This is a genomic window from Glycomyces sp. NPDC048151 (assembly GCF_043202775.1).
Lineage (GTDB): Bacteria > Actinomycetota > Actinomycetes > Mycobacteriales > Micromonosporaceae > Glycomyces.
The window spans coordinates 432,170-453,810 of sequence record NZ_JBIDBB010000003.1; the positions used below are offsets into that span (position 1 = coordinate 432,170).

Consider the following 21,641-nt stretch of genomic DNA (forward strand, 5'->3'; position numbering starts at 1 on the left):
ACGCCCCGATCCCCGACCCCCGAAGGACGACCATGAAGATCGCAGTACTCGGCACCGGCTCCGTCGGCCGCGCCCTGGCCGGACGGCTCGCCGAGATCGGCCACGAGGTCGCGGTGGGCACGCGCGACCCGGAGGCCACCCTCGCCCGCGGCGGCGAGTTCGCCGACTGGGCGGCCGAGCGCCCGGGCATCGCCCTCGCCCCGTTCGCGGAGGCCGCAGCGGACGCCGAGCTCATCGTCAACGCCTCCGCCGGAAACCACTCACTCGCCGTGCTCGAAGCCGCCGGTGCGGCGAACCTCGACGGGAAGGTCCTCCTCGACGTCGCCAACGAGATGACCCCCTCGGACGGCCTGCCGCTGGTGGGCGCCAACGAGACCGACTCCCTCGGCGAGCGCCTCCAGCGGGCCTTCCCCGGCGCGCGCGTCGTCAAGACCCTCAACACCATGAACGGCGAGGTCATGGCGCACCCGGAGGTGGTCGCGGGCGGCGACCACACCGTGTTCGTCTGCGGTGAGGACCCCGAGGCCAAGCGGGTCGCGACCGCGCTGCTGGAGCAGATCGGCCACACCGACGTGCTCGACCTCGGCGGCATCGAGGCCGCGCGCGGCGCGGAGCTCGCACTCGCGTTCTGGCTGCGGATCTACCTGTCCGTGGGCCACGGCCGCTTCAACTTCAAGATCGCCCGATAGGCCGGAGGGCCCCGCGTCGCCGACGCGGGGCCCTCTCCTTCGTTCTAGCGCATGGCTTTGAGCGAGCGGCTGAGCCGGGCGAGGTCGCGGCGGCGCTGCTCCAGCGTGGCCCCGGCGGCGATGAGGATCGCGCCGCCGACCGACAGCGGCGCCCACTTCGGGACGAGGCTCCACACGAGCACGATCTCGTTGACCGCCAGGACGGCGAGCACGACCGCGGCGAGCACGAGCGGTGCCTGCCAGCGGCGGTTGGCCCCGAGCAGGAGCACCGCGAGGGCCGCCGCGCCGACCGCGATGCGCCGCCACGGTTCGCCGTCCGTCCCCAGCGCGAGCGCCAGCGACGGCCCGAAGCCGAGCACGAGCGCCGGGGCGAGCGCGGCCCAAGAACCCGTGGCGGGGTTGCGGCGCAGCAGCCAGAGGCCGACGGCGAGGAGCAGCAGCGCGGGCGGGCCCGTGTAGTACTCGACGGTGTCGGTCCCGCTGTAGGCCGTGAGCAGGAGCTGCGCGGCGGTCGCGGCGGCGCACGAACCGAACGCGTACCCGACCCGGCCGTGCTCGCTCGCCAGCGAGGCGACCGCGAGCGCGGCGGCGTACGCGAGGAACGCCAAGGGCGCGTACAGGTTCACGCCGTCGAGGAGGCTCGGCGCGGTGAGCCAGACCAGGTACGCCCCGATCGCGCCGTGGGCGCTGACGCGGGCGGCGGTGCGGGCCGCGGCGTTCGCCGGCGGCTTCGCGTGGACCGCGGCGAGGAGCGCGGCGGCGCAGATCGCGGCTGCCATGAACGCGGGCTGGGCGTCGACGCTGTTCTCGGCGCGCTCGTAGGTCGCGGCGAGCGTGGCGGCGGCGATCCACAGGTGCGTGAGAATCCAGGCGACGACGCGGCGGATCGGTCCCGGCGAGCCGAACGCGACGACCAGGGCCGCGAGCGCGGCGACCGCGAAGGACGCGGCGGGCGCCCACTCGATGTCCGCGAGCCCGCCCGCGCCGAGCGCGGCGACCGCGGTGACGACGGCGAGGTAGTCGCGTCGCCAGCCGGTGCGGACCACCGTGACGCCGAGGGCGCACGCGGCGGCGACCGCGGGGACCTCCCAGCCGAGGGCCGCGATCGGTTCGGCGCCGAAGGCGACGGGGAACGCGGTGAGGCTCAGGGCCGCGCACCAGGCGAGGACGCCCGCCCCGACCGTGGCCGCCGACCGCCGCACGGCGTCCGCGAGCGGGGCCGGGAAGATCAGCGCGGCCGCGAGCGCCAGGGCGGTCGCTCCGGCGTAGGCGGTGAGCGTGCGCGCGTCGGTGGTGACCGCGCCGAGCGAGGCGAGCGCGGTGACGACCGTGGCGGCGGCGGCCGTGGGGGCGATCCAGGCGACGTCCTCGTTCGGGTCGGTCCAGGCCGCGAACGCGATGACGAAGGCGATCGCGAGCGCGAACCCGGGCACGGCCAGGTGCGGTTCCCCGGCCCTGAGGGCCAGGATCCACGCGGTGACGGTGAGCGTCCCGGCGGTGAGCCCGAGGACGAGCACGGCCGGGCGGGACGCGCCGGTGCCGTGGGCGTGCACGAAGGCGAGCAGCATCGCGGCGGCGAGCAGGCACGCGACGGCCGCGACCGTGGGCAGGAGCGCCGCGTCGAGGCCGAACGCGGCGCGCAGGCCCGCGAGGAACACGGTGGTGATCCCGGCGGCGAGGAGCACGCGCGCCGACCACTGGTCGGAGGCGGTGTGGCGGGTCGGGGCGACGCGGACGGTCCAGGCCGCGACGGCGAGCACCGCGCCGATGAGGCCCATGTGCAGGGCCGCTTCGACGGCGTCGCCGAACGCGGCGAACGCCGCGCCCGCGGCGGCGAGCGGCAGAAGGGCCCAGCCGGGGGCGCTGACGCGGGCGGCGATCCGGTAGAGGATCGCGGCGGCGAGCACGAGCGCGGTCCAGCGGGCGACCGCGACGGCGGTGAGCCCGGTGCCGCTCGGCAGGTACAGGTAGTACCCGGCGAGGGCCGAGCACCAGAGCGCGAGCGTCGCGGTGGCGGCCAGGGTCTCGGCGGTCGCCCACAGGCGGAACCTGGTGAGCGCGAGCGGCACGGCGAGCAGCAGGCCGGTGGCCCCGGCGAGGATGGTGAGGCGGCCGCCGTCGCCGAGCTGGCGCCAGGCGACGGCGGTGAAGACGATGATGCCCGCGGTCAGGAGCAGGCCGCCGAGGCAGAGCAGGACGATCTGCACGGACTTGGTGGTGATCTCGGCGCGGCGTTCGGCGCTCACGGCGGGCGGGGCGCCGACCGGGGGAGGCCCGGGGTAGGGCAGCGGGCCTTCGACGCCGGGGGGAGGGGTGTCGGTTTGGTTCATACGGACAGTGTTGAGGTCCTGTCAAACCGTGAATAAGACAAATCGGGCACGTTTTGTCGGGGCCGCACAAGAACCGGACGGGCACGGTCGGTCGGGGCCGCGAAAAATCGTGGGTTCCTCTAAACGGTTCCCGTTCGTGAAAAGAGGAACGGGACCCCGCTCGCAGCAGCGGGGCCCCGTTCCATCGGGAGGAGGATCAAGCCTTGTTAGCTCGCAGTCTCGGCGAAGCTTGCGAGCCGTCAGTTAGCGCTGTTGTACGCGTCGATGATGTCGTAGGCGAGGCCTTCCCACTGGGCGTAGTAGTCCGGGTAGGCCGAGACCTGCACGGCCTGGGCGGCCGACGCGACCGACATGCCTTCCCAGCCGTCGACGTCCTTGAGCGTGTTGTAGAACTTGCTCGCGGAGGTGGCCGGGTCCATGAGCTCCTCGACCGAGCCCCAGCCCATCGAGGTGCGCTGCTGGAACAGGCCGACCGAGTCGTGGTCGGAGTAGGTGACCTCGGAGTCGGTGTACTCGAAGCTCTCCGGGACGGCCTCGGAGGCGGCGTTGTAGAGCTTCGCCTCCTGCATCGCGGTGGCGAGGGCGACGGCCCAGCCCTGCTCGTCGAAGCCGAGCTCCTTGCCGGTCTCGATGATGGTGACCGCGTTGGCCTCCTGCTCGTCGTCGAGGTCGGAGACGTCGATGTCGACGGGCCCGGCGGGCTCCTCGGTGGTCTCCTCCTCGACCGGAGCCTCCTCGGTGGTGGCCTCTTCGGTCGGGGCGGGCGCCTCGGTGGTCGCCGGAGCCTCGGTGGTGGCGGGGGCCTCGGTCGTCGCGGCGGGCGCCTCGGCGGCGACCTCGGTGACGGGCTCCTCGGTGTTGCTGATGGCCCACGCGGCGGTGGCGCCGGAGCCGGTGAAGACGGCGGCTGCGATGCCGACGACGGCGAGACGGCGGACGCGGTGGTGCTCGCCCTCGCTGCTGGTGAAGAATTTGCTCGACCGCTGGGAGATCCCGGCCGCGGCGCTCCGGACCGTGCCGGTCACGCCTTCGATGATCTTGCGAATTTGCACTCGGCAACCGTAGGGGCGAGGAAAGCCAGGTCAAAGCCGCTTGGTTCAGCGTTTTCCAAAGGAGCCGCGGGGTAACTGGCGAGTAAGTTGCACTCAGGGCAAATGCCCGGTATCGGCCCTATCGTGGTATGTGTACGAGCACATCCGAGGTGCCCTGGGGTCCCCTCCGGACACGGTACGAGCCCCGACTCGGCCGTTCGGATGAGTCGGGGCTCGGCGCAAAGATAACGTGACCGGGGCCACCTACGCGTTTGCCGCGAACGTCGATCCCGACACCGCGGCCGAAATCCCCTCGCGGTCCAGGTACGGCGTCAGCCCGCCCAGCCAGAACGGGAAGCCCGCGCCCATGATCATCGCGAGGTCGACCTGCTTCGGCGACGGCACCACGCCCTCGTCGAGCATGAACTTGACCTCCTCGGCCAGGCCCTTGAGCACGCGCTCCTTGACCTCTTCGGCCGTCGACGGCTCGCCGCCCAGTTCGATGAGGCCCTTCGCCTCGTCGGTCAGCCGCCCCTTGCCCTTCGCCGCGGCGTCGAACACGGGGAAGCCCGCCTCGGCCATGCGCCGCAGGTTCTGCGACGCCGGGAAGCGCGGCCCCAGGTCCTCGTTCAGGTGCTGGCACAGGTGCCAGGCCACCTGGAGGCCCACGAGCTCCAGCAGCGCGAACGGCCGCATCGGCAGGCCCAGCTCGTCGAGCGCCACGTCGGCGACCTCGATCGGCGTGCCCGCGTCCACCGCGCCCGTGACCTCGGCGAGCATCCGGCCCAGCAGGCGGTTCACGATGAACGCCGGCCGGTCGGCCGAGCCCACCGCGGTCTTCTTCAGCTTCTTCGCCACCGCGTACGCCGTCGCCAGCGTCGCGTCGTCGGTCTTGTCGGTCGCGATGACCTCGACCAGCGGCATGACCGCCACCGGGTTGAAGAAGTGCATGCCCACCAGGCGCTCCGGGTGCGCGAGCTTCGAGCCCATCGCCGTCACCGACAGCCCCGAGGTGTTCGTGACCAGCAGGCACTCCTCCGAGACGATCGGCTCGATCTCGGCGAACACCGCCTGCTTGACGCCCAGCTCCTCGAAGACCGCCTCGATCACCAGGTCGCAGTCGGCGTACACGGACTTGTCCGCGCTCGCCGTCACCAGCGCGCGGAGCTTCGCGGCCTTGAGCTTGGACGTGCGCTTCTTCGCCTCGAGCTTGTCGATCTCGGCCTGCACGTACGCCAGGCCCTTCTGGGCCCGGTCCTCGTCGAGGTCGGTCATCACGACGGGCACTTCGAGCCGCCGCGCGAACATGAGCGCGATCTGCCCGGCCATGAGCCCGGCCCCGACCACGCCGACCTTCGTGATGTCCTTCGCCAGCCCCGGGCTCGGCGCGCCTTCCGGGCGCTTGCCAAGGGCGCGAACGAGGTTGAACGCGTAGATGCTCGCCTGGAACTGCGGCCCGGCCTCCAGGTCGGCGAGGGCCTCGTCCTCGGCGAGCGAGCCCTCCTCGAACGTGGCCGTCCGCGCCAGCTCCAAGAGGTCCAGTGCGCGGACGGCGGCGGCGGACGCGTTGTGGACCTTCTCGTCCACGAGCGCGCGCGCCCCCGCGATCACCGCGGGCCACACCGAGCGGTCGACCTCGGGGCGCTCGACGACCGTGGCGCCGGTGGCGACCGAGACCGCCCACTCCAGCGACTCCTCCAGGAAGTCCGCGCCCTCGAACTGCGCGTCGGCGATGCCCATCGGCACGAGGTCTGTGCCGCGCAGCATCTTGTTCTGGTTCAACGGGTTCCCGACGACGACCTGCGCGGCCTTCTCGATCCCGATGAGGTTCGGCAGGATCTGCGAGCCGCCCCAGCCGGGGATGAGCCCGATCGAGACCTCGGGCAGGCCCAGGCCGTTCGCGGTCGAGCTCACGGTCCGGTAGTGGCAGTGCAGCGCCAGCTCGAAGCCGCCGCCGAGGGCGACGCCGTTGACGAACGCGAACGTCGGGACCGCGGAGTCCTTGAGCCGCTTGTAGACCGCGTGCCCGGCCTGCGCCAGGGCCAGGCCCTGTTCGCGGGTCTTGAGGTTCGGCATGAGCTTGATGTCGGCCCCGGCCAGGAAGATGAACGGCTTCCCGGTCACGGCGATCAGCTTGACGTCCTCTTCGGACTCGATCTCGTCGAGCGCGCGCCACAGGTTCTTGAGCCCGCCGGGCCCGAAGGAGCTGGGCTTGGTGTGGTCGAACCCGTTGTCGAGCGTGATGAGCGCGGCCTTGCCGCCGAGCCCGCGCGGTTCCAGGTACCGGACGTGGGCCTCGGTGACGACCTCTTCCTCGAAATCGGGAAGGTCGAGCGGTGTCGCATACGGAGTCGCGGACATTACTTGGCCCCCTTGAAGTTCGGGTTCTCCCAGATGACCGTGCCGCCTTGGCCGAGGCCGACGCACATGGTGGTGATGCCGTAGCGCACCTCGGGGTGCACGGCGAATTCGCGGGCGAGCTGCGTCATGAGGCGCACGCCGGAGGACGCGAGCGGGTGGCCCATCGCGATGGCGCCGCCCCACGGGTTCACGCGCGGGTCGTCGTCGGCGATCTTGAAGTGGTCCAGGAACGCCAGGACCTGGACGGCGAAGGCCTCGTTGATCTCGAACAGGCCGATGTCGTCGATGGAGAGCCCGGCGCGGGCGAGGGCCTTCTCCGTGGACGGGATCGGCCCGACGCCCATGGTCTCCGGGTCCACGCCCGCGAAGGCGAAGCCGACCATCTTCATGGCCGCCGGCAGCCCCAGCTCGGCGGCGGTCTCGGCGTCGGCCAGGATGCACGCGGTGGCGCCGTCGGTGTTCGGCGAGGAGGTGCCGGCGGTGACGCGCCCGTGCGGTCGGAACGGCGTGCGCAGGTTCGCGAGCCCTTCCATGCTGGTGCTCGGCCGCGGCAGCTCGTCCCCGGTGGCGACGGTCCAGCCGTCGTCGGTGGAGCGGGCGGCCATCGTGGTGATGTCGGCGCTCAGCTGCTCGACGGCGGCGGCGTAGCGCTGCTGCGTCTGCACGGCGTAGGCGTCGGCGCGCTCCCTGGTGAGCTGCGGGTAGAGGTCGTGCAGGTTCTCCGCCGTGACGCCCATCTGGAGCGCGTCGGGGTCGACCAGCCGCTCGGCGATGATGCGCGGGTTGGGGTCCACGCCTTCGCCCATGGGGTGGTTCGACATCGACTCGACGCCGCCTGCGATGGCGATGTCGTACTGGCGGGACATGATCCCGGAGGACACGCTGGTCACCGCCGTCATGGCGCCCGCGCACATGCGGTCGATCGAGTACCCGGGGACGGACCTCGGCAGCCCGGCCAGGAGCGCGGCGGTGCGGCCGAGCGTGAGGCCCTGGTCGCCGATCTGCGTGGTGGCGGCGAGCGCCACTTCGTCGATGCGCTCAGGCGGCAGCCCCGGGTTGCGGCGCAGCAGCGACCTGATGCAGCGGATGATCATGTCGTCGGCGCGGGTCTCTTCGAAGAGTTTCCCCGCCTTGCCGAACGGGGTCCGTACCCCGTCGACGAAGACGACATCGCGGATGGTGTCGTTCACGCCAGCCCCTCCTTTGGGTATGCAGCGTCGTTGAGAGTGCAACGTCACAACGAATGTTACCCGCAAGTAAGTTCGATGTCACGGCCCGCCCCGGGCGTGCCTCCCGATGCTTTCACGAACGCGCGTCCTGGCACGTCATAACTAGGGTGTGCCGGATGAGCGAACCCCTCGAACCGCGCCCGAAGACCCGTGCCCGGCGCACGGTCCTCATCGCCGCCGTCGCGCTCCTCCTGGCCGCCTCCGGCGGCGTCGTCGTCTGGTGGAACAGCGTCGACCAGGCGACCTGCGCGGCCGGGGCCATGGCATGCGGCCCCTGCTGCGAAGGCGACGTCTGGGGCGGCCCGGTCGAGCCCGAGGACCCCGAGACCGTGCAGTTCCCCGACGCCGTCGACCTGACCGCCGGGAGCGAGCTCACCTCTGTTGCCGACTACGTCAACATCGCCGCGGGAGTCTGGGTGTCCGACCCCAAGCCCAAGGGCTGGATGCCGGTCCCGAACTCGGCGCTGGACGACGTGATGCTCGGCTACGAGCAGGACGGATCCCACCTGTACTGCTACGCGGCCGGGCAGCGCGCCATCGCGATCGCCGACTTCCTCGACGACGAGGGCGTCTTCGCCTCGATCGCGGTCGCCCAGCGTGCCCGCTACGACGAGGTCTCGGCCTACGAGCGCACCGGGGACACGGCCTTCGGCCACTACCGCGTCGACGGCAACGCCGTCCTCGCCGCCGAAGCCGAGTACATCTGGACCAAGGCGGTCGATCCCGAGACGGGCGAGACCCGCGAAGGCGAGTGGACCGAGACCTGGGGCTTCGTCGCCGTCTACCGAGGAAGTGCGGGCGCGGCGATCTGCTCCTACGGCGGCCCGACCGATGCCGAAGCCCTCGACGGCCTCCAAGAACACCTGCTCGGCCTCCGTCTCACCGACTAGGGGCGGCGCACGGAAGGTGTGTTGTTCACGGGTTTGAGGCGCTAGCATCGATACGGTCAGGGGGTGACACTTATGGAAGAAGGACATACAAACCCGCTCGAAGCAATCGACGCCGACACACTTCGGCGACTCGAACTCAGGGCGGAATCTCATTCCCGCTCGATCCAGTCAGAAGCGGCGGTGATCCTGACCTCTGTACTGGAGTCGGACGAAGCGCCGATTGACGACTCGGCCTGGGAGATGTTCCGCAAGCTGCGGGAGCAGTTCGGCACTGTCGATGAGTTCGAGATTCCTCCGCGTGAGGGATCGCCGGCAAGGGCGGCGGTCTTCTTCGAATGATGATCATCCTCGACACCAACGTCATCTCGGAGACGTATCGGGACTATCCGGAGGACCGCGTTGTCGACTGGCTGGCCTCGCTGGATCGAAGCCGAGTCACGACGACCGCCGTCAACATCGCCGAGTTGCGGATGGGCGTCGCGATCATGCCGGAAGGAAGAAAGCGGAAGACGCTTCAGGGGTTGGTTGACAACACGATCGCCAGTATCGGTGTCGACCGGATCGAGGTGTTCAGTGCGACCGCGGCGTACAAGTACGGCGAGGTCTGCGGCGAGCGGCACCGAATAGGGCGTCCGATCGAGACGGAAGATGCCATGATCGCAGCGATCTGCATCGCGCGTGGTGCCACGCTAGCGACCCGGAACACTAAGGACTTCGACGGGTTGCGCATGACGCTCATCAACCCCTGGGAATACCGACCGGGTCCCCCGGTAGCTTGACCAAACAGGGCAACGGCATTCGCGCCGTTGCCCTTTCGTCTGCCTCTAGGCCTCGAGGGCCTTCGCCAGTCCCGCGGCGAGGAGGTCGATCTGCCATTCGCGGGCGCCGGTCTCGGCGAGGACGGTGCGGATGTGCGTCTCGGTGACCCGCTTCGGGGGCTCCCAAGCGAGGCCGCGCACCAGGGCAGGCGCGATCAGGTTCTCGGCGGGGAGGTTGTGCCGTTCGGCGGTCTCGGTGACGACCTCGCGGGCGGCCGCGAGGCGCTCGGCCGCGACCGGGTCGCGGTCGGCCCAGCGGTGCGTCGCGGGCGGGCCGTCCTGGGGCGGCGTGGTCGAGGGCAGCTCGTCGTTCGGGACCAGCCGCGCGTCGGCGAGGGCCGCGAGCCACAGGCGCGCGTTCGTGCGCCCGCCGCGCCGCCGGAACCCCGGCAGGCTCATGAGCTCCGCGAAGTCGGTCGGGTCGGCGGTCGCCGCCTCCACGATCGCCGCGTCCGGCAGGACCTTCCCGGGGGCGCGGTCGAGCTTGCGCGCCAGGTTGTCCCGGGCCTCCCACACCGCGCGCACCCGTCCGAGCGCCTTCGCGCCGCGCACCTTGTGGATGCCGCTGGTGCGCCGCCACGGCTCCTTGCGGGGCTTCGGCGGGCCCGCGTTGCGCACGTGCTCGAACTCGGCCTCGGCCCATTCGGACTTGCCCTGCCTGGCGAGCTCGGCCGCGAGCTTCCCGCGCAGCTCGGTCAGGAGCTCCACGTCGAGCGCGGCGTAGACGAGCCAGTCGTGGGGGAGCGGGCGCGAGGACCAGTCGGCCGCCGAGTGCTGCTTCTCCAGGCGGTACCCGAGGAGCTGCTCGGTGATCGAGGCGAGCCCGACCTTTTCGAAGTTGCACAGCCGCGCGGCCAGCTCGGTGTCGAACAGTTTGGCGGGGCGCAGTTCCAGCTCTTCGAGGCACGGCAGGTCCTGGCTGGCGGCGTGCAGGATCCACTCGGGGCCGGTGAGCGCGCGGCGCAGCGGCGACAGGTCCTCGATCGGGATGGGGTCGACCAGGACCGAGCCCGCGCCCTCGCGGCGCAGCTGGATGAGGTACGCGCGACCCGAGTAGCGGAAGCCGGAGGCGCGCTCGGTGTCGACGGCGATGGGACCGGACCCGGACTCGAGGCGTTCGGCGGCCTCGGCCAGTTCGGCGGAGGTCTGGATGAGCGGCGGCATGCCTTCTCGCGGCTCGGTGAGGAGTTCGGCTTCGGGCTCGGGCTGGGGATCGGTCACACGTTCACCGTACGGCCAGGTAACCTGCGCGCGCTACTGCCCCGCCGGGCTGGAGACCGATTTCCACCCGATAGTGGGTCAATCACCCTATTTGACCTCCATGATGGACGGCCGGTTCGGGGGTCGCCCGCCACAGTCCCTGTGCGAGTGCGGGGCACATCGCAGCGGACGGCGCCTCGCCCACCCGATCCGGTGCGGGCCACATCGCACTCGCCGCTGCGGGCGGGTGTGCGGTCGGCGTGAAAGGATTGGACCGTGTCTAACGCAGCAGCCGTATCCTCAGCGTCCCCGTTCCTCGCGGCCTGCCGCGGTGAGACTCCGAGCCGCACCCCCGTCTGGTTCATGCGCCAGGCCGGGCGCTCGCTCCCCGAGTACAAGGAGGCCCGCAAGGGCACCACGATGCTCGAAGCGTGCAGCACACCCGAGCTCGTCGCCGAGATCACCATGCAGCCGGTCCGCCGCTACGGCGTCGACGCCGCGATCTTCTTCTCCGACATCGTCGTCCCCCTCGCCGCCATCGGCGTGGACGTCAAGATCGTCCCCGGGGTCGGCCCCGTCGTCGCCGAGCCCTTCCGCACCGAGGCCGACGTCAAGCGCCTGCGCAACCTCGACCCGTGCGACGTCCCCTACATCACCGAGGCCATCGGCCTGCTCGTCAAGGAGCTCGGCGACACGCCGCTCATCGGCTTCGCCGGCGCCCCCTTCACGCTCGCGTCCTACCTCGTCGAGGGCGGCCCCAGCCGCGATCACGCGAAGACCAAGGCGCTCATGAAGTCCCAGCCCGACGTCTGGCACGGCATCGCCTCCCGCCTCGCCGCGATCTGCGGCGAGTTCCTCCGCGTCCAGGTCGAGGCGGGCGCGCAGGCCGTGCAGCTCTTCGACTCCTGGGCCGGGGCGCTCTCCGAGGCCGACTACCGCGAGTTTGTGCTGCCGCACTCCACCGCCGCGCTCGCGGGGGTCGCGCACTCCGTGCCGCGCATCCACTTCGGCGTCGGCACCGGGCACCTGCTCGAGGCGATGACCGAGACCGGCGCCGAAGTCAGCGGCGTCGACTTCCGCATCCCGCTCGACCAGGCCGCGAAGCGCCTGCCCGACAAGGTCCTCCAGGGCAACCTCGACCCGGCGCTCATCTTCGCCGACGACGCGGCGCTCGTCGCTGAGACCGACAAGGTCCTCGAGGCCGCCAAGGGCGCCAAGGGCCACATCTTCAACCTCGGCCACGGCGTCCTGCCCGACTCCGACCCCGCGAAGCTCAAGCTCGTCGTCGACCGCGTGCACGAGGCCACCGCCCGATGAGCCCGATGACCCCCGCCCGCGTGACGGGCACGCCCGGGCGGACCCGGGTCCTCGTCGTCGGCGGCGGCATCACCGGCCTCGCCGCCGCCCACCGCCTGCGCGAACTCCTCGGCCCCGACGCCGAGATCATCGTCGCCGAGCAGGCCATGCGCCTGGGCGGCAAGATCCACACCGTCGACTTCGCCGGACGCGACGTCGAGACCGGCGCCGAATCGCTCCTGGCCGCCCGGCCCGAGGCGATCGCGCTCGCCGAGGCCGTGGGCCTGGGCGACGCGCTCGTGTACCCCTCTGACGCCAAGCCCGCCTTGAGCATCGGCGGCGAACTGCTCGACTTCCCGGCCGGGCACATGATGGGCATCCCCGGGGACCCCGCCGACGTCGCGGCCATCGCGAACGCCAAGGAGCGCCCCGACAACGGCCTGCCGATCCTCGAAGCGGGGGCCGACATGTCCGTCGGCGCGCTGGTCCGCTCGCGCCTCGGCGACGAGGTGCTCGACCGGCTCGTCGCCCCGATGCTCGGCGGCGTCTACGCCGGGGACGTCGACCGGCTCTCCGTGCGCGCCGTCATGCCGCAGCTCGCCTCCGCGCTCGAACGCCACGCGCGCCTGACCGACGCGGTCAACGAGATCAAGCGCCCGCCCTCCAAAGGGCCCCGCAAGCCCGTGTTCGCCACGATCGACGGCGGCCTCGAACGGCTCGTCACCGCCACGTCCGCTTCGGCCCGCGCCGAAGTGCGCCTCGGCATGACCGTGCGCGAGCTCCGCCAGACCCCCTACGGCTGGGAGGTCATCGCCGGGCCCGTGCCGGACCCGATCAAGATCACCGCCGACGCCGTGGTCCTCGCCGTCCCGGCGTCCCCGGCCGCCGTGCTCCTGCGCGGCGTCGAACCCCAGGCCGCCGCCGCCCTCTCGGGCGTCGCGTACGCCTCGGTCGCCTTGGCGGCCTTCGCGTTCGACCGGGTCGACCTGCCCGAGCGCTCCGGCTTCCTCACGCCCGCTTCCGAAGGCAAGACCGTCAAGGCCGCCACCTTCGCGAGCAAGAAGTGGCCGCACCTGGGCCGCCGCCGCCAGATCGTGCGCGTCTCCATGGGCCGCCTCGGCGAGGAGGCCCTGCTCCAGTACGACGACGCGACCCTCGCCAAGACCGCCCTGCGCGAACTCGGCGAGCACCTCGGGCAGCGCCTGCCCGAACCGGTCGAGCAGCGCGTCGACCGCTGGGGCGGCGCCCTCCCGCAGTACGCCCCCGGCCACGTCGCCCGCATCGCGGCCGCCCGCGAGGCCCTCGGCGCGCACCGCAACATCGCCATCGCCGGGGCCGCCGTCGACGGCGTCGGCATCGCGGCGTGCATCGCCTCCGGCCAGGACGCGGCCACTACGATCGCAGCACAGCTGAACCAGTCGAACTAGAAGGGCCGCAACGTGGCTGAACACCAGGGCAACCCGAACGCGCAGCGCATCCGGGAGCTGAACGACACCATCCGGTACACGCTGTGGTCGGTGTTCCGCGTCGAGGAGTCCATGCCCTCGATCCGCCAGGACCTCGCCAGCGACATGGAGGCGTTCTTCGCGAAGCACTGCGCGGACCAGGGCGTCACCGTGCGCGGCACGTACGACCTCACCGGGATGCGCGCCGACGCCGACATCATGGTCTGGTGGCACGCCGAGAGCTCCGACCAGCTCCAGAAGGCCTACTCGGACTTCCGCCGCTCGCCGCTGGGCCGCCACCTCGCGCCGGTCTGGTCGAACATGGCCCTGCACCGCCCCGCCGAGTTCAACCGCAGCCACATTCCTGCGTTCCTCGCCGACGAGGACCCGAAGGGCTACGTCTGCGTCTACCCGTTCGTGCGCTCCTACGACTGGTACCTGCTCCCGGACGAGGAGCGCCGCGACCTGCTGCGCGAGCACGGCCAGATGGCCCGCGACTACCCGGACGTGCGCGCCAACACCGTCGCGTCCTTCGCGCTCGGCGACTACGAGTGGATCCTCGCCTTCGAGGCCGATGAGCTCCACCGCATCGTCGACCTCATGCGCGAACTGCGCGCCTCCCGCGCGAGACTGTATGTGCGCGAAGAGATCCCGTTCTACACCGGCAAGCGCCGGAGCATCACGGACATCATCAACGACCTGCCGTAGGGTCTGGGCATGGACCCAAGCAGCGTCGACAAAGTCGACGGCGTCGCCGAAGCCTTCGTCATCCTCAACACGGTCGTGGTCGTCCTCGTGGTCGCCGCGCTCGCCTACGCCGTCCTCATCGTGACTGCCGCGCTCGGACTGACCTCGTTCTCGATGTTCGAGCGCTTCCGCAAGAAGCGCCCCGAGGAAGCCGAAGACGGCGGCATCGATGACCTCTTCTAACTGGTTCTTCGTGCTGGCGCTGGTCGCCGTCGCGGTCCTCATGGCCGAGTCGGTGCGGCAGCTGCGCCGCCGCTGGGTGCTCGTCAAGGTCGAGGGCGTCTCGATGGAGCCGGCGCTGCGCGACGGCCAGGAAGTGCTGGCCAAGCGCACGCGCCGGATCGCGACCGGCGACATCGTGGTGGTCGCCGCGCCCGACCCGCAGCTCGGCTGGGCCGACATCACGAAGGCGAAAGCGCCCTGGTGGGTGAAACGCGTCACTGCCGTGGCAGGGGAGCCCATGCCGGGCGCTTCCGGGACCGTCCCGCCCGGCCACTACTTCCTCGGCGCCGACAACCCGGCGGGGGAGGACTCGCGCCGCCACGGGCCGTGCCCAGCGAACCTGATCGTCGGTTCAGTCATCCGCTCGTTCTGACCCAGGTCAAGCCCTGGAAAACTTAGCGTGTCCTAAGGTCCGGGCGATTCTTCCCGGCATTCGGGACGTGGCAGACTTGATCCATGCCAGCGCTACGTTCACGCACTTCCACTCACGGCCGCCAGATGGCGGGCGCTCGCGCGCTGTGGCGCGCGACGGGCATGACCGACTCCGATTTCGGCAAGCCGATCGTCGCCATCGCCAACTCGTACACGCAGTTCGTCCCGGGGCACGTGCACCTCAAGAACATGGGCGACATCGTCGCCGAGGCCATCAGCGAGGCCGGGGGCGTCTCCAAGGAGTTCCACACGATCGCCGTCGACGACGGCATCGCCATGGGCCACGAGGGCATGCTCTACTCGCTGCCCTCCCGCGAGATCATCGCCGACTCCGTCGAGTACATGGTCAACGCGCACTGCGCCGACGCCCTGGTGTGCATCTCCAACTGCGACAAGATCACCCCGGGCATGCTCATGGCCGCGCTGCGGCTGAACATCCCGGTCGTGTTCGTCTCCGGCGGCCCGATGGAGGCCGGGAAGACCGTCGACAAGGACGGCATCGTCGTCCAGAAGCTCGACCTCGTCGACCCGATGATCGCGGCGGCGAATGACGACGTCTCCGATGCGCAGCTGCGCCAGATGGAGCTCGACGCCTGCCCGACCTGCGGTTCCTGTTCGGGCATGTTCACCGCGAACTCGATGAACTGCCTGACCGAGGCCATGGGCCTGTCCCTGCCGGGCAACGGCTCGACCCTGGCGACGCACACGGCCCGCCGGGCCCTGTTCGAGGAGGCCGGGCGCACGGTCATGGACCTGGCCCGCCGCTACTACGACGAGGACGACGAGTCGGTCCTGCCGCGCAACATCGCGACCCGCTCCGCGTTCGAGAACGCGATGGCGATGGACGTCGCCATGGGCGGCTCCACGAACACGATCCTGCACCTGCTCGCGGCCGCCCGCGAGGCGGACCTGGACTTCCAGGTCGCCGACATCGACGCGATCTCGCGCCGCGTCGCGTGCCTTGCGAAGGTCGCCCCGAACTCGCCGAAGTTCCACATGGAGGACTTCCACCGCGCCGGCGGCATCCCCGCGATCATGGGCGAGCTGCGCCGCGGCGGTCTGCTGCACGAGGAGGTCGGCTCCGTCCACTCGCCGACGCTCGCCGAGTGGCTCGCCAAGTGGGACATCCGCTCCGAGGCCCCCGCGCCTGAGGCGATCGAGCTGTTCCACGCCGCGCCCGGCAACGTCCGGACCACGCAGGCGTTCTCCACCTCGAACCGGTGGAAGACCCTCGACACGGACGCCGAAGAGGGCTGCATCCGCGCCGTCGAGCACGCCTACACCAAGGACGGCGGCCTGGCCGTGCTGTTCGGCAACCTCGCCGAGGACGGCTGCGTCGTCAAGACCGCCGGTGTGCCCGAGGAGAACTGGACCTTCACCGGCCCGGCGCACGTCTTCGAGTCGCAGGACGACGCGGTGCAGGGCATCCTCGACAAGTCCGTGGTCGAAGGCGAGGTCGTCGTCATCCGCTACGAGGGCCCCAAGGGCGGCCCGGGCATGCAGGAGATGCTGTACCCGACCTCGTTCCTGAAGGGCCGCGGCCTGGGCCGCAAGTGCGCGCTCATCACCGACGGCCGCTTCTCCGGCGGCACGTCCGGCCTGTCGATCGGGCACGTGAGCCCCGAGGCCGCAGGGGAGGGCCTGATCGCCCTCGTCGAGAACGGCGACATCATCGAGATCGACATCCCGAACCGGAAGCTGGAGCTCAAGGTCGACGACTCGGTGCTGGCCGAACGCCGCGTGGCCCAGGAGAAGCGCGAGCAGCCTTACACTCCGGTGAGCCGCGACCGCGTGGTCTCCCGCGCCCTGCAGGCGTACGCGTCGATGGCCACTCCGGCCAGCGACGGCGCGGTCCGCAAGGTCAACTAGCGCAACGCTTTCGACGGCGGGGTCTCTTCGGGGACCCCGCCGTCGGCGTATCCCGGGCACAATGGTCGCGCCCCCACTCCCGACCCCCTGGAGCGTGACACCGATGAGCGACGGCGGCTATTCCGGCGGTGACTCGTCCTTCGCCGGGGCGAGCGCCTCGGCCAGCGGCGAGGCCTATTCCTCCTCCTCGTATGACTCGGGCGGCTCCTACGTCCAGTCGACCTGGTACTGGAGCCAGAGCGGACGCGACAGGCAGCAGGAGCAGGCCATCGCGTCGCTCCAGGCCCGGCAGCGCTCGGAGGCCCGGCGCGCGGCGGAGCGGGCCAGGGAGTCGCAGCAGCGCCTCGAAGGGCGGATCGCCGAGACCTCGTCGCGGCTCGAGGCGCGCATCGGGGTCGTCCTCGCCTGGACCGAGCTGCGGTTCCAGCTCATCGAGTTCGACGAGTACCAGGCGCGCAAGGAGATCCGCAATACCGTGCGGGCGCTCGCAGAGGGGCGTGAGCCGCTGCTCCACGGCTTCGAGGACGTGCCCGGGTACTGGCTGCCGTCGGCCGCGGCGGGGGTGCTGCCGCTGGTGCTGCGCGACCGGGTGCCGGTGCAGCGCACGGCAGGGGCCTCGTTCACCGATCTGCAGACCGGCCTGGAGCACGCCCGCGAGCGGGACTCGGTACGCACCGAGCTGTTCAGCCTCGCGGTCGGCCGCTGCTTCGACCAGCCCGTGCTCATCGACGCGGCCGTGCTGCGGCTGCTGAGCGAGCCCGCCGACCTCGGCGTGGCGGCACCGGGCGAGGTCGCCTCGGCTTGGCGGACCCTGTGGGAGCAGGCGGCGCTCGGGGCCTTCGGGCATGGGGCCGAAGCGCAGATCGGGACGCTGCTGCGCGAACGCTTCGACGCCGGTTCGCTCGGCGAGGAAGCCCTCGCGGAATGGGACCGCGAGATCGAGCGCTTCGGTGCGACGGGAGGACGCCACCTCCCGCAGACCGAGGCCTTCGCGGCCTTGGAGCGGCACTTCGCGCCGGTCGCGGGTCTGCACGCGAGCAAGCAGAAGGGCGACCGCGCCGGACTGCCGCCGCTCGGCGGGCAGGCGGGCGACGGCGGGGCGCGCCACGACGCGGCTGCTGGCGCCCTCAGCACCACCAACGGTCCGGCCGAGCCACTGGGCACCGCCGGGCCGCTCGCCGACACGGCTGATCCCTTTGCCGCCGCCCCGACCCCCGACGCCTACCCGTACGCCTTCCCCGACGACACCGCGTGGCGCGCCTACCTCCAGGAACTCATCGAGGAGCCGAGCACCGCCGAACTGCCGCTCGTGCGGCAGATGGCCGAGCTCGACCCGACTTCCGAAGGGGCCGAGAGCGACCGCCGCTCCTGGTCCGACTCCGCCGGGACGCTCGCCGACCTCGTCCGCCGCGACCTGTTCGACCCCGACGCCCCGCTCCCGCTGCGCCGCCTCGCCCTCGGCCTGGCCGCCCCGGTCCTCCACGACCGGCTCGACCGCCTCGAAGCCGCGATCGGCACCACCGAGACCGCCGTCGTCACCGTGCGCCGCCGCGGCGAGCTCATCGACGTCACCCGCGACGGGCACGACCCCGAGCGGTTCGCGGCCGTCGAACGCCGCGTCGAGCAGGCCTTCCCCGTCATCGAGCCGTCGAAACCGCTCACCGTCGGCATGGTCGTCACCCTCGGGATCCTCGGCGTCGTCATGTTCGGGCTCGGCCAGTGGTTCCTCGGCGTCCTCTTCGCGCTCGCCCTCGCGATCCCGATCTGGAAGCACCGCAGCGACACCGAGAAGGCCCGCAAGGACTTCATCCGCCGCGACGAGGCCCTCGCCGAGGTCCGCGCCGCACTCGTCAAGGCCCGCAAGGACGCCGAACGCCAGGAACGCGAGGAGACCGACCGCGGCCTCGCCGCCCGCCGCGCCGTCGCGAACCTCCGCGAATCCCTGCACGCCGTAGCGCCTACGGGTGAAACCGGTTCCAGCGCGCTCGCCGGACCGGCGTGAGCCGCGTACCCGGCCAAGCCGGACACCGGCGTCACGCACAGCACATGCACCCGCACATGCGGAGGGCCCGATACGGATCGGTACGCCGATGCGGCATCCTGTTAAGCACGAGGTTTCCTAAGATTGGGTCAGTGGATGGCGCCAACCCCCCGCCGCGTGCGGCAGCTGCTGTCGTGGTTCGCGACCGCCGCCGTGTGGTGCTCCGTCCTCACCGCAGCGATCGTCGTCGGCGTGCACTCCGACCTCCCGCGCATCGACCCCGCCTCCGCGGCCGTCCTCGGCAGCATCGGCGCGGCCTGCGCCGGCGTCCTCATGTGGCGCGCCGCCGGACGCATCGCCCCCGGCCGCCGCACCACCTACCAGCTCATGGCCGCGGGCATCCAGGCCATCGCCGCCGGGATCGCCGCCGCCTGCTGGCTCCCGGGCGGCGCGGGCGACCTCGCCGCGGGCATCGTCCTCAGCACCGCCGTCGTCCTCTGGTCCCTCGCGCTCCTGCGCCTCCCCGACAACGGCTGGGACCCGCAGGCCGTGCAGCGCAGGCTCGTCGACGGCGCGTTCGTCGGCCTCTGCTTCCTCTTCGCCTTCTGGCTCCTGCTCGCCAGGCCCCTCTTCCAGCAGTGGCGCGGGCACCTCTCCGACGGCGACCTCGCGATCGTCATCCCGTCCATGATGGGCGTCGTCATGCTCGGCGTCGGCGTCACCACGACCTTCCGCATCCAGCGCTGGCGCCGCCGCCACGCCTTCGCCTACATCGCCGTCTTCGCCGTCCACCTCACCGGCATGGCCACCTTCACCACCTGGCAGTGGGACCGCCCCGACGAGCGCATCCTCTGGTGGTCCGTCGCCTGGGTCGCCACCTGTGCCGCACTCCTCGGCGTCACCTACCTCGCCCGCACCCAGAAGCCCGCGCCCGTCGACAAGCCGAACTACCCCGGCGTCCACTACGCGGTCATGGGCGGCGCGGCCGGACTCGCCGCCGCCGCCGTCCTCTTCAACGGCGCCCACGCCGGCGCACTCCCGCTCGACGCCGCGCTCCTCGCCCTCGCCGCCGCCGGAGCCCTCGCCGCGCGCCTCGTCCTCACCTACTTCGACGTCCGCCGCGTCACCGGCGAGGCCGCCGCCCGCCAGCGCAAGCTCTCCGCCATCGTCGGGGTCGCCTCCGACACCGTCCTCGTCCTCGACCCCGACCTCACCGTCACCTGGCACCCCGAGGACTCCGCCTGGCGGCCCGCGACCGACTCCGGCAGCTGCGTCGGCGCGTCCTTCCTCGAACTGGTCCACATCGACGACCGCCGCGGCGCCGAAGAGGACCTGCGCACCCTCCTCGACGGCATCAACCACTCCCGGCAGGTCTCCCTCAACGTCCGCGTGCGCGACTCCGCGCGCCGCTGGCGCCACACCGAGACCGTCGTGACCGACCTGCGCGGCAAGCCCCAGGTGCGCGGCCTGGTGGCCCGCATGGAGGACGTCGGCGCCCGGCGCAGCCTGGAGACCGAGCTCGCCCGCATGGCCTACACCGACCCGCTCACGGGCCTGGCGAACCGCCGCGCGCTCCTGCAGAGCCTCGAGGACGGCGTGAGCGCCGAAGAGCACCAGACCGCGCTGCTCCTGCTCGACCTCGACGGCTTCAAGAACGTCAACGACACCCGCGGCCACGACTTCGGCGACGAACTCCTCGTCGAGGTCTCCCGCCGCATCAAGGAACTCCTGCGCCCCACCGACGTCGGCGCCCGCCTCGGCGGCGACGAGTTCGCGATCCTCCTGCGCGCCAGCTGGTCCGAAGCGGTCGGCACCGCCAAGGCCCTCGTCGCGCGACTCGGCGAGCCCTACGACTTCCACGACGAGTCCACGGTCTTCACCACCGGCTCGGTCGGCATCGCCACCGCCGCCGAGGGCTTCGGCGACCCGGAGATCCTGCTGCGCAACGCCGACCTCGCGCTCCGCGCCGCCAAGCAGGCCGGGAAGAACCGCTACGCCACCTACGACGCCGAGTTCGACCGCAAGGTCCGCCGCAAGAACGAGCTCACCCAGGAGCTGCGCGGCGCGATCCGCCGCGACGAGCTGCGCCTGGTCTTCCAGCCCGTGTTCGCCACCGCCGACCGCTCCATCGTCGGCGCCGAGGCCCTCATGCGCTGGCACCACCCGCGCCTCGGCCACGTCAGCCCCGGCGAGTTCATCCCCGCCGCCACCGAGTCCGGCCTCACCCAGGACCTCGCGGTCTGGACGGTGAACCGCGCCGCCGAGCAGCTCGCCGCCTGGTCCGCGCTCGGCATCAAAGCCTGGATCTCCGTGAACGTCTCCGTCAAGGAGCTCCACACGCACCTGTTCGCGACCGAGGTCAACACCGCGCTCATCGCCGCGGGCGTCCCGGCCCGCCGCCTCGTCCTCGAAGTGACCGAGCACGACTTCTCCCACCAGATGAACACGCTCGTCGCCCAGCTCAGCGCCCTGCGCGGTGCGGGTGTGCGGATCGCCTTGGACGACTTCGGGTCCGGGTACTCCTCGCTCGGCCAGCTCGAGCGGCTCCCGGTCGACATCATCAAGATCGACCGCGACCTCATCGCCAAGGACGACGGCGGCGTCGGCCCCCTCGCGGCCGTCACCGTCGCGCTCGGGCGCATCCTCGGCATGGAGGTCATCGCCGAAGGTGTCGAGACCGACACGCAGCTCAGCGCCATGGAGGCCGCCGAAGCGCCGCTCGTGCAGGGCTACCTGCTCGCCAAGCCGATGGAACCGGACGACCTGACGCGCTGGCTCGCCGACGACCCGAAGGCCCAGCGGCCCGCGCTGCCCGCCCAGAGCACGCCCGCCGAAGTGATCGACGCGGACGACGCCGTCCCGGACGGTGACGGCCCTGCCGACGACACGCCGAACGACGTCCCGAAGTCTGAGAAAAGTTGACTCACGGGCCGGAATCAGGCATCCTGGTGAACGTGCCGAAGCAGAACTACGACCTGAGCATCGCGACCGCGCCCGCCGCGCGGCCGCTCGTCGTAGTACTTATCTAGCGCACCGTCGTTCTCCGACGGTGCGCTCGCCCCGTGCGTCTAGCACGCGGGCGATTTTTTCTGCCCGGGGAA

Annotated in this window: 17 protein-coding genes; 12 read left to right on the forward strand and 5 right to left on the reverse strand. The window is 71.5% G+C overall.

Annotated features, from left to right (window positions below; translation table 11 throughout):
* Positions 1–32 precede the first annotated feature (32 nt).
* Entirely contained in the window at positions 33–689 is a 657-nt protein-coding gene (locus ACGGCP_RS08695; protein ID WP_392963066.1) for an NADPH-dependent F420 reductase, read from the forward strand.
* A 44-nt stretch (positions 690–733) separates the two neighbouring features.
* On the opposite strand, the gene ACGGCP_RS08700 is transcribed toward ACGGCP_RS08695, so the two are convergent.
* The 4 genes from ACGGCP_RS08700 to ACGGCP_RS08715 all read right to left on the reverse strand — a co-directional run bounded on the left by ACGGCP_RS08700 (position 734) and on the right by ACGGCP_RS08715 (position 7,601).
* Positions 734–3,019, reverse strand: a complete 2,286-nt coding sequence (locus ACGGCP_RS08700) for an SCO7613 C-terminal domain-containing membrane protein (protein WP_392963069.1) — start codon at positions 3,017–3,019, stop codon at positions 734–736.
* A 239-nt stretch (positions 3,020–3,258) separates the two neighbouring features.
* Positions 3,259–4,071, reverse strand: a complete 813-nt coding sequence (locus ACGGCP_RS08705; RefSeq protein ID WP_392963072.1) for a hypothetical protein — start codon at positions 4,069–4,071, stop codon at positions 3,259–3,261.
* A gap of 243 nt (positions 4,072–4,314) precedes the next feature.
* The gene (locus tag ACGGCP_RS08710; protein WP_392963075.1) at positions 4,315–6,411 is read right to left on the reverse strand and encodes a 3-hydroxyacyl-CoA dehydrogenase NAD-binding domain-containing protein; all 2,097 of its coding nucleotides are present in this window, start codon (positions 6,409–6,411) and stop codon (positions 4,315–4,317) included.
* Positions 6,411–7,601: a thiolase family protein gene (locus ACGGCP_RS08715; RefSeq protein ID WP_392963077.1), complete on the reverse strand. Its 1,191-nt coding sequence runs from the start codon at positions 7,599–7,601 to the stop codon at positions 6,411–6,413. Before ACGGCP_RS08715 ends, ACGGCP_RS08710 begins: the two co-directional genes overlap by 1 nt.
* Before the next feature lie 155 nt (positions 7,602–7,756).
* Here ACGGCP_RS08715 and ACGGCP_RS08720 point away from each other — a divergent pair, with 155 nt between their 5' ends.
* The 3 genes from ACGGCP_RS08720 to ACGGCP_RS08730 all read left to right on the forward strand — a co-directional run bounded on the left by ACGGCP_RS08720 (position 7,757) and on the right by ACGGCP_RS08730 (position 9,309).
* The gene (locus ACGGCP_RS08720; protein ID WP_392963080.1) at positions 7,757–8,530 is read left to right on the forward strand and encodes a hypothetical protein; all 774 of its coding nucleotides are present in this window, start codon (positions 7,757–7,759) and stop codon (positions 8,528–8,530) included.
* Positions 8,531–8,593: 63 nt separating this feature from the next.
* Positions 8,594–8,869, forward strand: coding sequence for a hypothetical protein (locus ACGGCP_RS08725; protein WP_392963083.1), 276 nt, complete (start codon positions 8,594–8,596; stop codon positions 8,867–8,869).
* Complete coding sequence (locus ACGGCP_RS08730) at positions 8,869–9,309, forward strand: type II toxin-antitoxin system VapC family toxin (RefSeq protein ID WP_392963086.1); 441 nt, start codon at positions 8,869–8,871, stop codon at positions 9,307–9,309. Before ACGGCP_RS08725 ends, ACGGCP_RS08730 begins: the two co-directional genes overlap by 1 nt.
* A gap of 45 nt (positions 9,310–9,354) precedes the next feature.
* Here the strand turns inward: ACGGCP_RS08730 and ACGGCP_RS08735 are convergent, their stop codons facing one another.
* Complete coding sequence (locus ACGGCP_RS08735; protein ID WP_392963089.1) at positions 9,355–10,569, reverse strand: ribonuclease D; 1,215 nt, start codon at positions 10,567–10,569, stop codon at positions 9,355–9,357.
* Between the two features lie 255 nt (positions 10,570–10,824).
* Here ACGGCP_RS08735 and hemE point away from each other — a divergent pair, with 255 nt between their 5' ends.
* From hemE to ACGGCP_RS08775, 8 genes are all read left to right on the forward strand, one after another.
* Positions 10,825–11,865 carry a uroporphyrinogen decarboxylase gene (gene hemE / locus ACGGCP_RS08740; protein ID WP_392963092.1) on the forward strand — a complete coding sequence of 347 codons (1,041 nt, stop codon included), beginning with the start codon at positions 10,825–10,827 and terminating at the stop codon, positions 11,863–11,865.
* Positions 11,866–11,870: 5 nt separating this feature from the next.
* Positions 11,871–13,271, forward strand: a complete 1,401-nt coding sequence (gene hemG, locus ACGGCP_RS08745; protein WP_392963095.1) for a protoporphyrinogen oxidase — start codon at positions 11,871–11,873, stop codon at positions 13,269–13,271.
* A gap of 12 nt (positions 13,272–13,283) precedes the next feature.
* Positions 13,284–13,997 carry a hydrogen peroxide-dependent heme synthase gene (gene hemQ / locus ACGGCP_RS08750; RefSeq protein WP_392963098.1) on the forward strand — a complete coding sequence of 238 codons (714 nt, stop codon included), beginning with the start codon at positions 13,284–13,286 and terminating at the stop codon, positions 13,995–13,997.
* A 9-nt stretch (positions 13,998–14,006) separates the two neighbouring features.
* Complete coding sequence (locus ACGGCP_RS08755; protein ID WP_392963100.1) at positions 14,007–14,219, forward strand: hypothetical protein; 213 nt, start codon at positions 14,007–14,009, stop codon at positions 14,217–14,219.
* Positions 14,206–14,631, forward strand: a complete 426-nt coding sequence (locus ACGGCP_RS08760; protein WP_392963102.1) for a S24/S26 family peptidase — start codon at positions 14,206–14,208, stop codon at positions 14,629–14,631. The genes ACGGCP_RS08755 and ACGGCP_RS08760 overlap by 14 nt, the downstream gene beginning before the upstream one ends.
* An 83-nt stretch (positions 14,632–14,714) precedes the next feature.
* Positions 14,715–16,559 (forward strand): dihydroxy-acid dehydratase, encoded by a 1,845-nt coding sequence (ilvD, locus tag ACGGCP_RS08765; protein ID WP_392963104.1) that lies wholly within the window; start codon positions 14,715–14,717, stop codon positions 16,557–16,559.
* A gap of 103 nt (positions 16,560–16,662) precedes the next feature.
* Entirely contained in the window at positions 16,663–18,561 is a 1,899-nt protein-coding gene (locus ACGGCP_RS08770) for a hypothetical protein (protein WP_392963106.1), read from the forward strand.
* Between the two features lie 135 nt (positions 18,562–18,696).
* Positions 18,697–21,462 (forward strand): putative bifunctional diguanylate cyclase/phosphodiesterase, encoded by a 2,766-nt coding sequence (locus ACGGCP_RS08775; RefSeq protein WP_392963109.1) that lies wholly within the window; start codon positions 18,697–18,699, stop codon positions 21,460–21,462.
* Positions 21,463–21,641: the final 179 nt, after the last annotated feature.

Excerpts from the sequence above, each read along its gene's own strand:
- ACGGCP_RS08730 (WP_392963086.1), top strand. The coding sequence starts at position 8,869 with ATGATCATCCTCGACACCAACGTCATCTCGGAGACGTATCGGGACTAT.
- ACGGCP_RS08770 (WP_392963106.1), top strand. The coding sequence starts at position 16,663 with ATGAGCGACGGCGGCTATTCCGGCGGTGACTCGTCCTTCGCCGGGGCG.
- ACGGCP_RS08700 (WP_392963069.1), bottom strand. The coding sequence starts at position 3,019 with ATGAACCAAACCGACACCCCTCCCCCCGGCGTCGAAGGCCCGCTGCCC.
- ACGGCP_RS08720 (WP_392963080.1), top strand. The coding sequence starts at position 7,757 with ATGAGCGAACCCCTCGAACCGCGCCCGAAGACCCGTGCCCGGCGCACG.
- ACGGCP_RS08775 (WP_392963109.1), top strand. The coding sequence starts at position 18,697 with ATGGCGCCAACCCCCCGCCGCGTGCGGCAGCTGCTGTCGTGGTTCGCG.
- ACGGCP_RS08695 (WP_392963066.1), top strand. The coding sequence starts at position 33 with ATGAAGATCGCAGTACTCGGCACCGGCTCCGTCGGCCGCGCCCTGGCC.
- ACGGCP_RS08755 (WP_392963100.1), top strand. The coding sequence starts at position 14,007 with ATGGACCCAAGCAGCGTCGACAAAGTCGACGGCGTCGCCGAAGCCTTC.
- hemG (WP_392963095.1), top strand. The coding sequence starts at position 11,871 with ATGACCCCCGCCCGCGTGACGGGCACGCCCGGGCGGACCCGGGTCCTC.
- ACGGCP_RS08760 (WP_392963102.1), top strand. The coding sequence starts at position 14,206 with ATGACCTCTTCTAACTGGTTCTTCGTGCTGGCGCTGGTCGCCGTCGCG.
- ACGGCP_RS08710 (WP_392963075.1), bottom strand. The coding sequence starts at position 6,411 with ATGTCCGCGACTCCGTATGCGACACCGCTCGACCTTCCCGATTTCGAG.
- ilvD (WP_392963104.1), top strand. The coding sequence starts at position 14,715 with ATGCCAGCGCTACGTTCACGCACTTCCACTCACGGCCGCCAGATGGCG.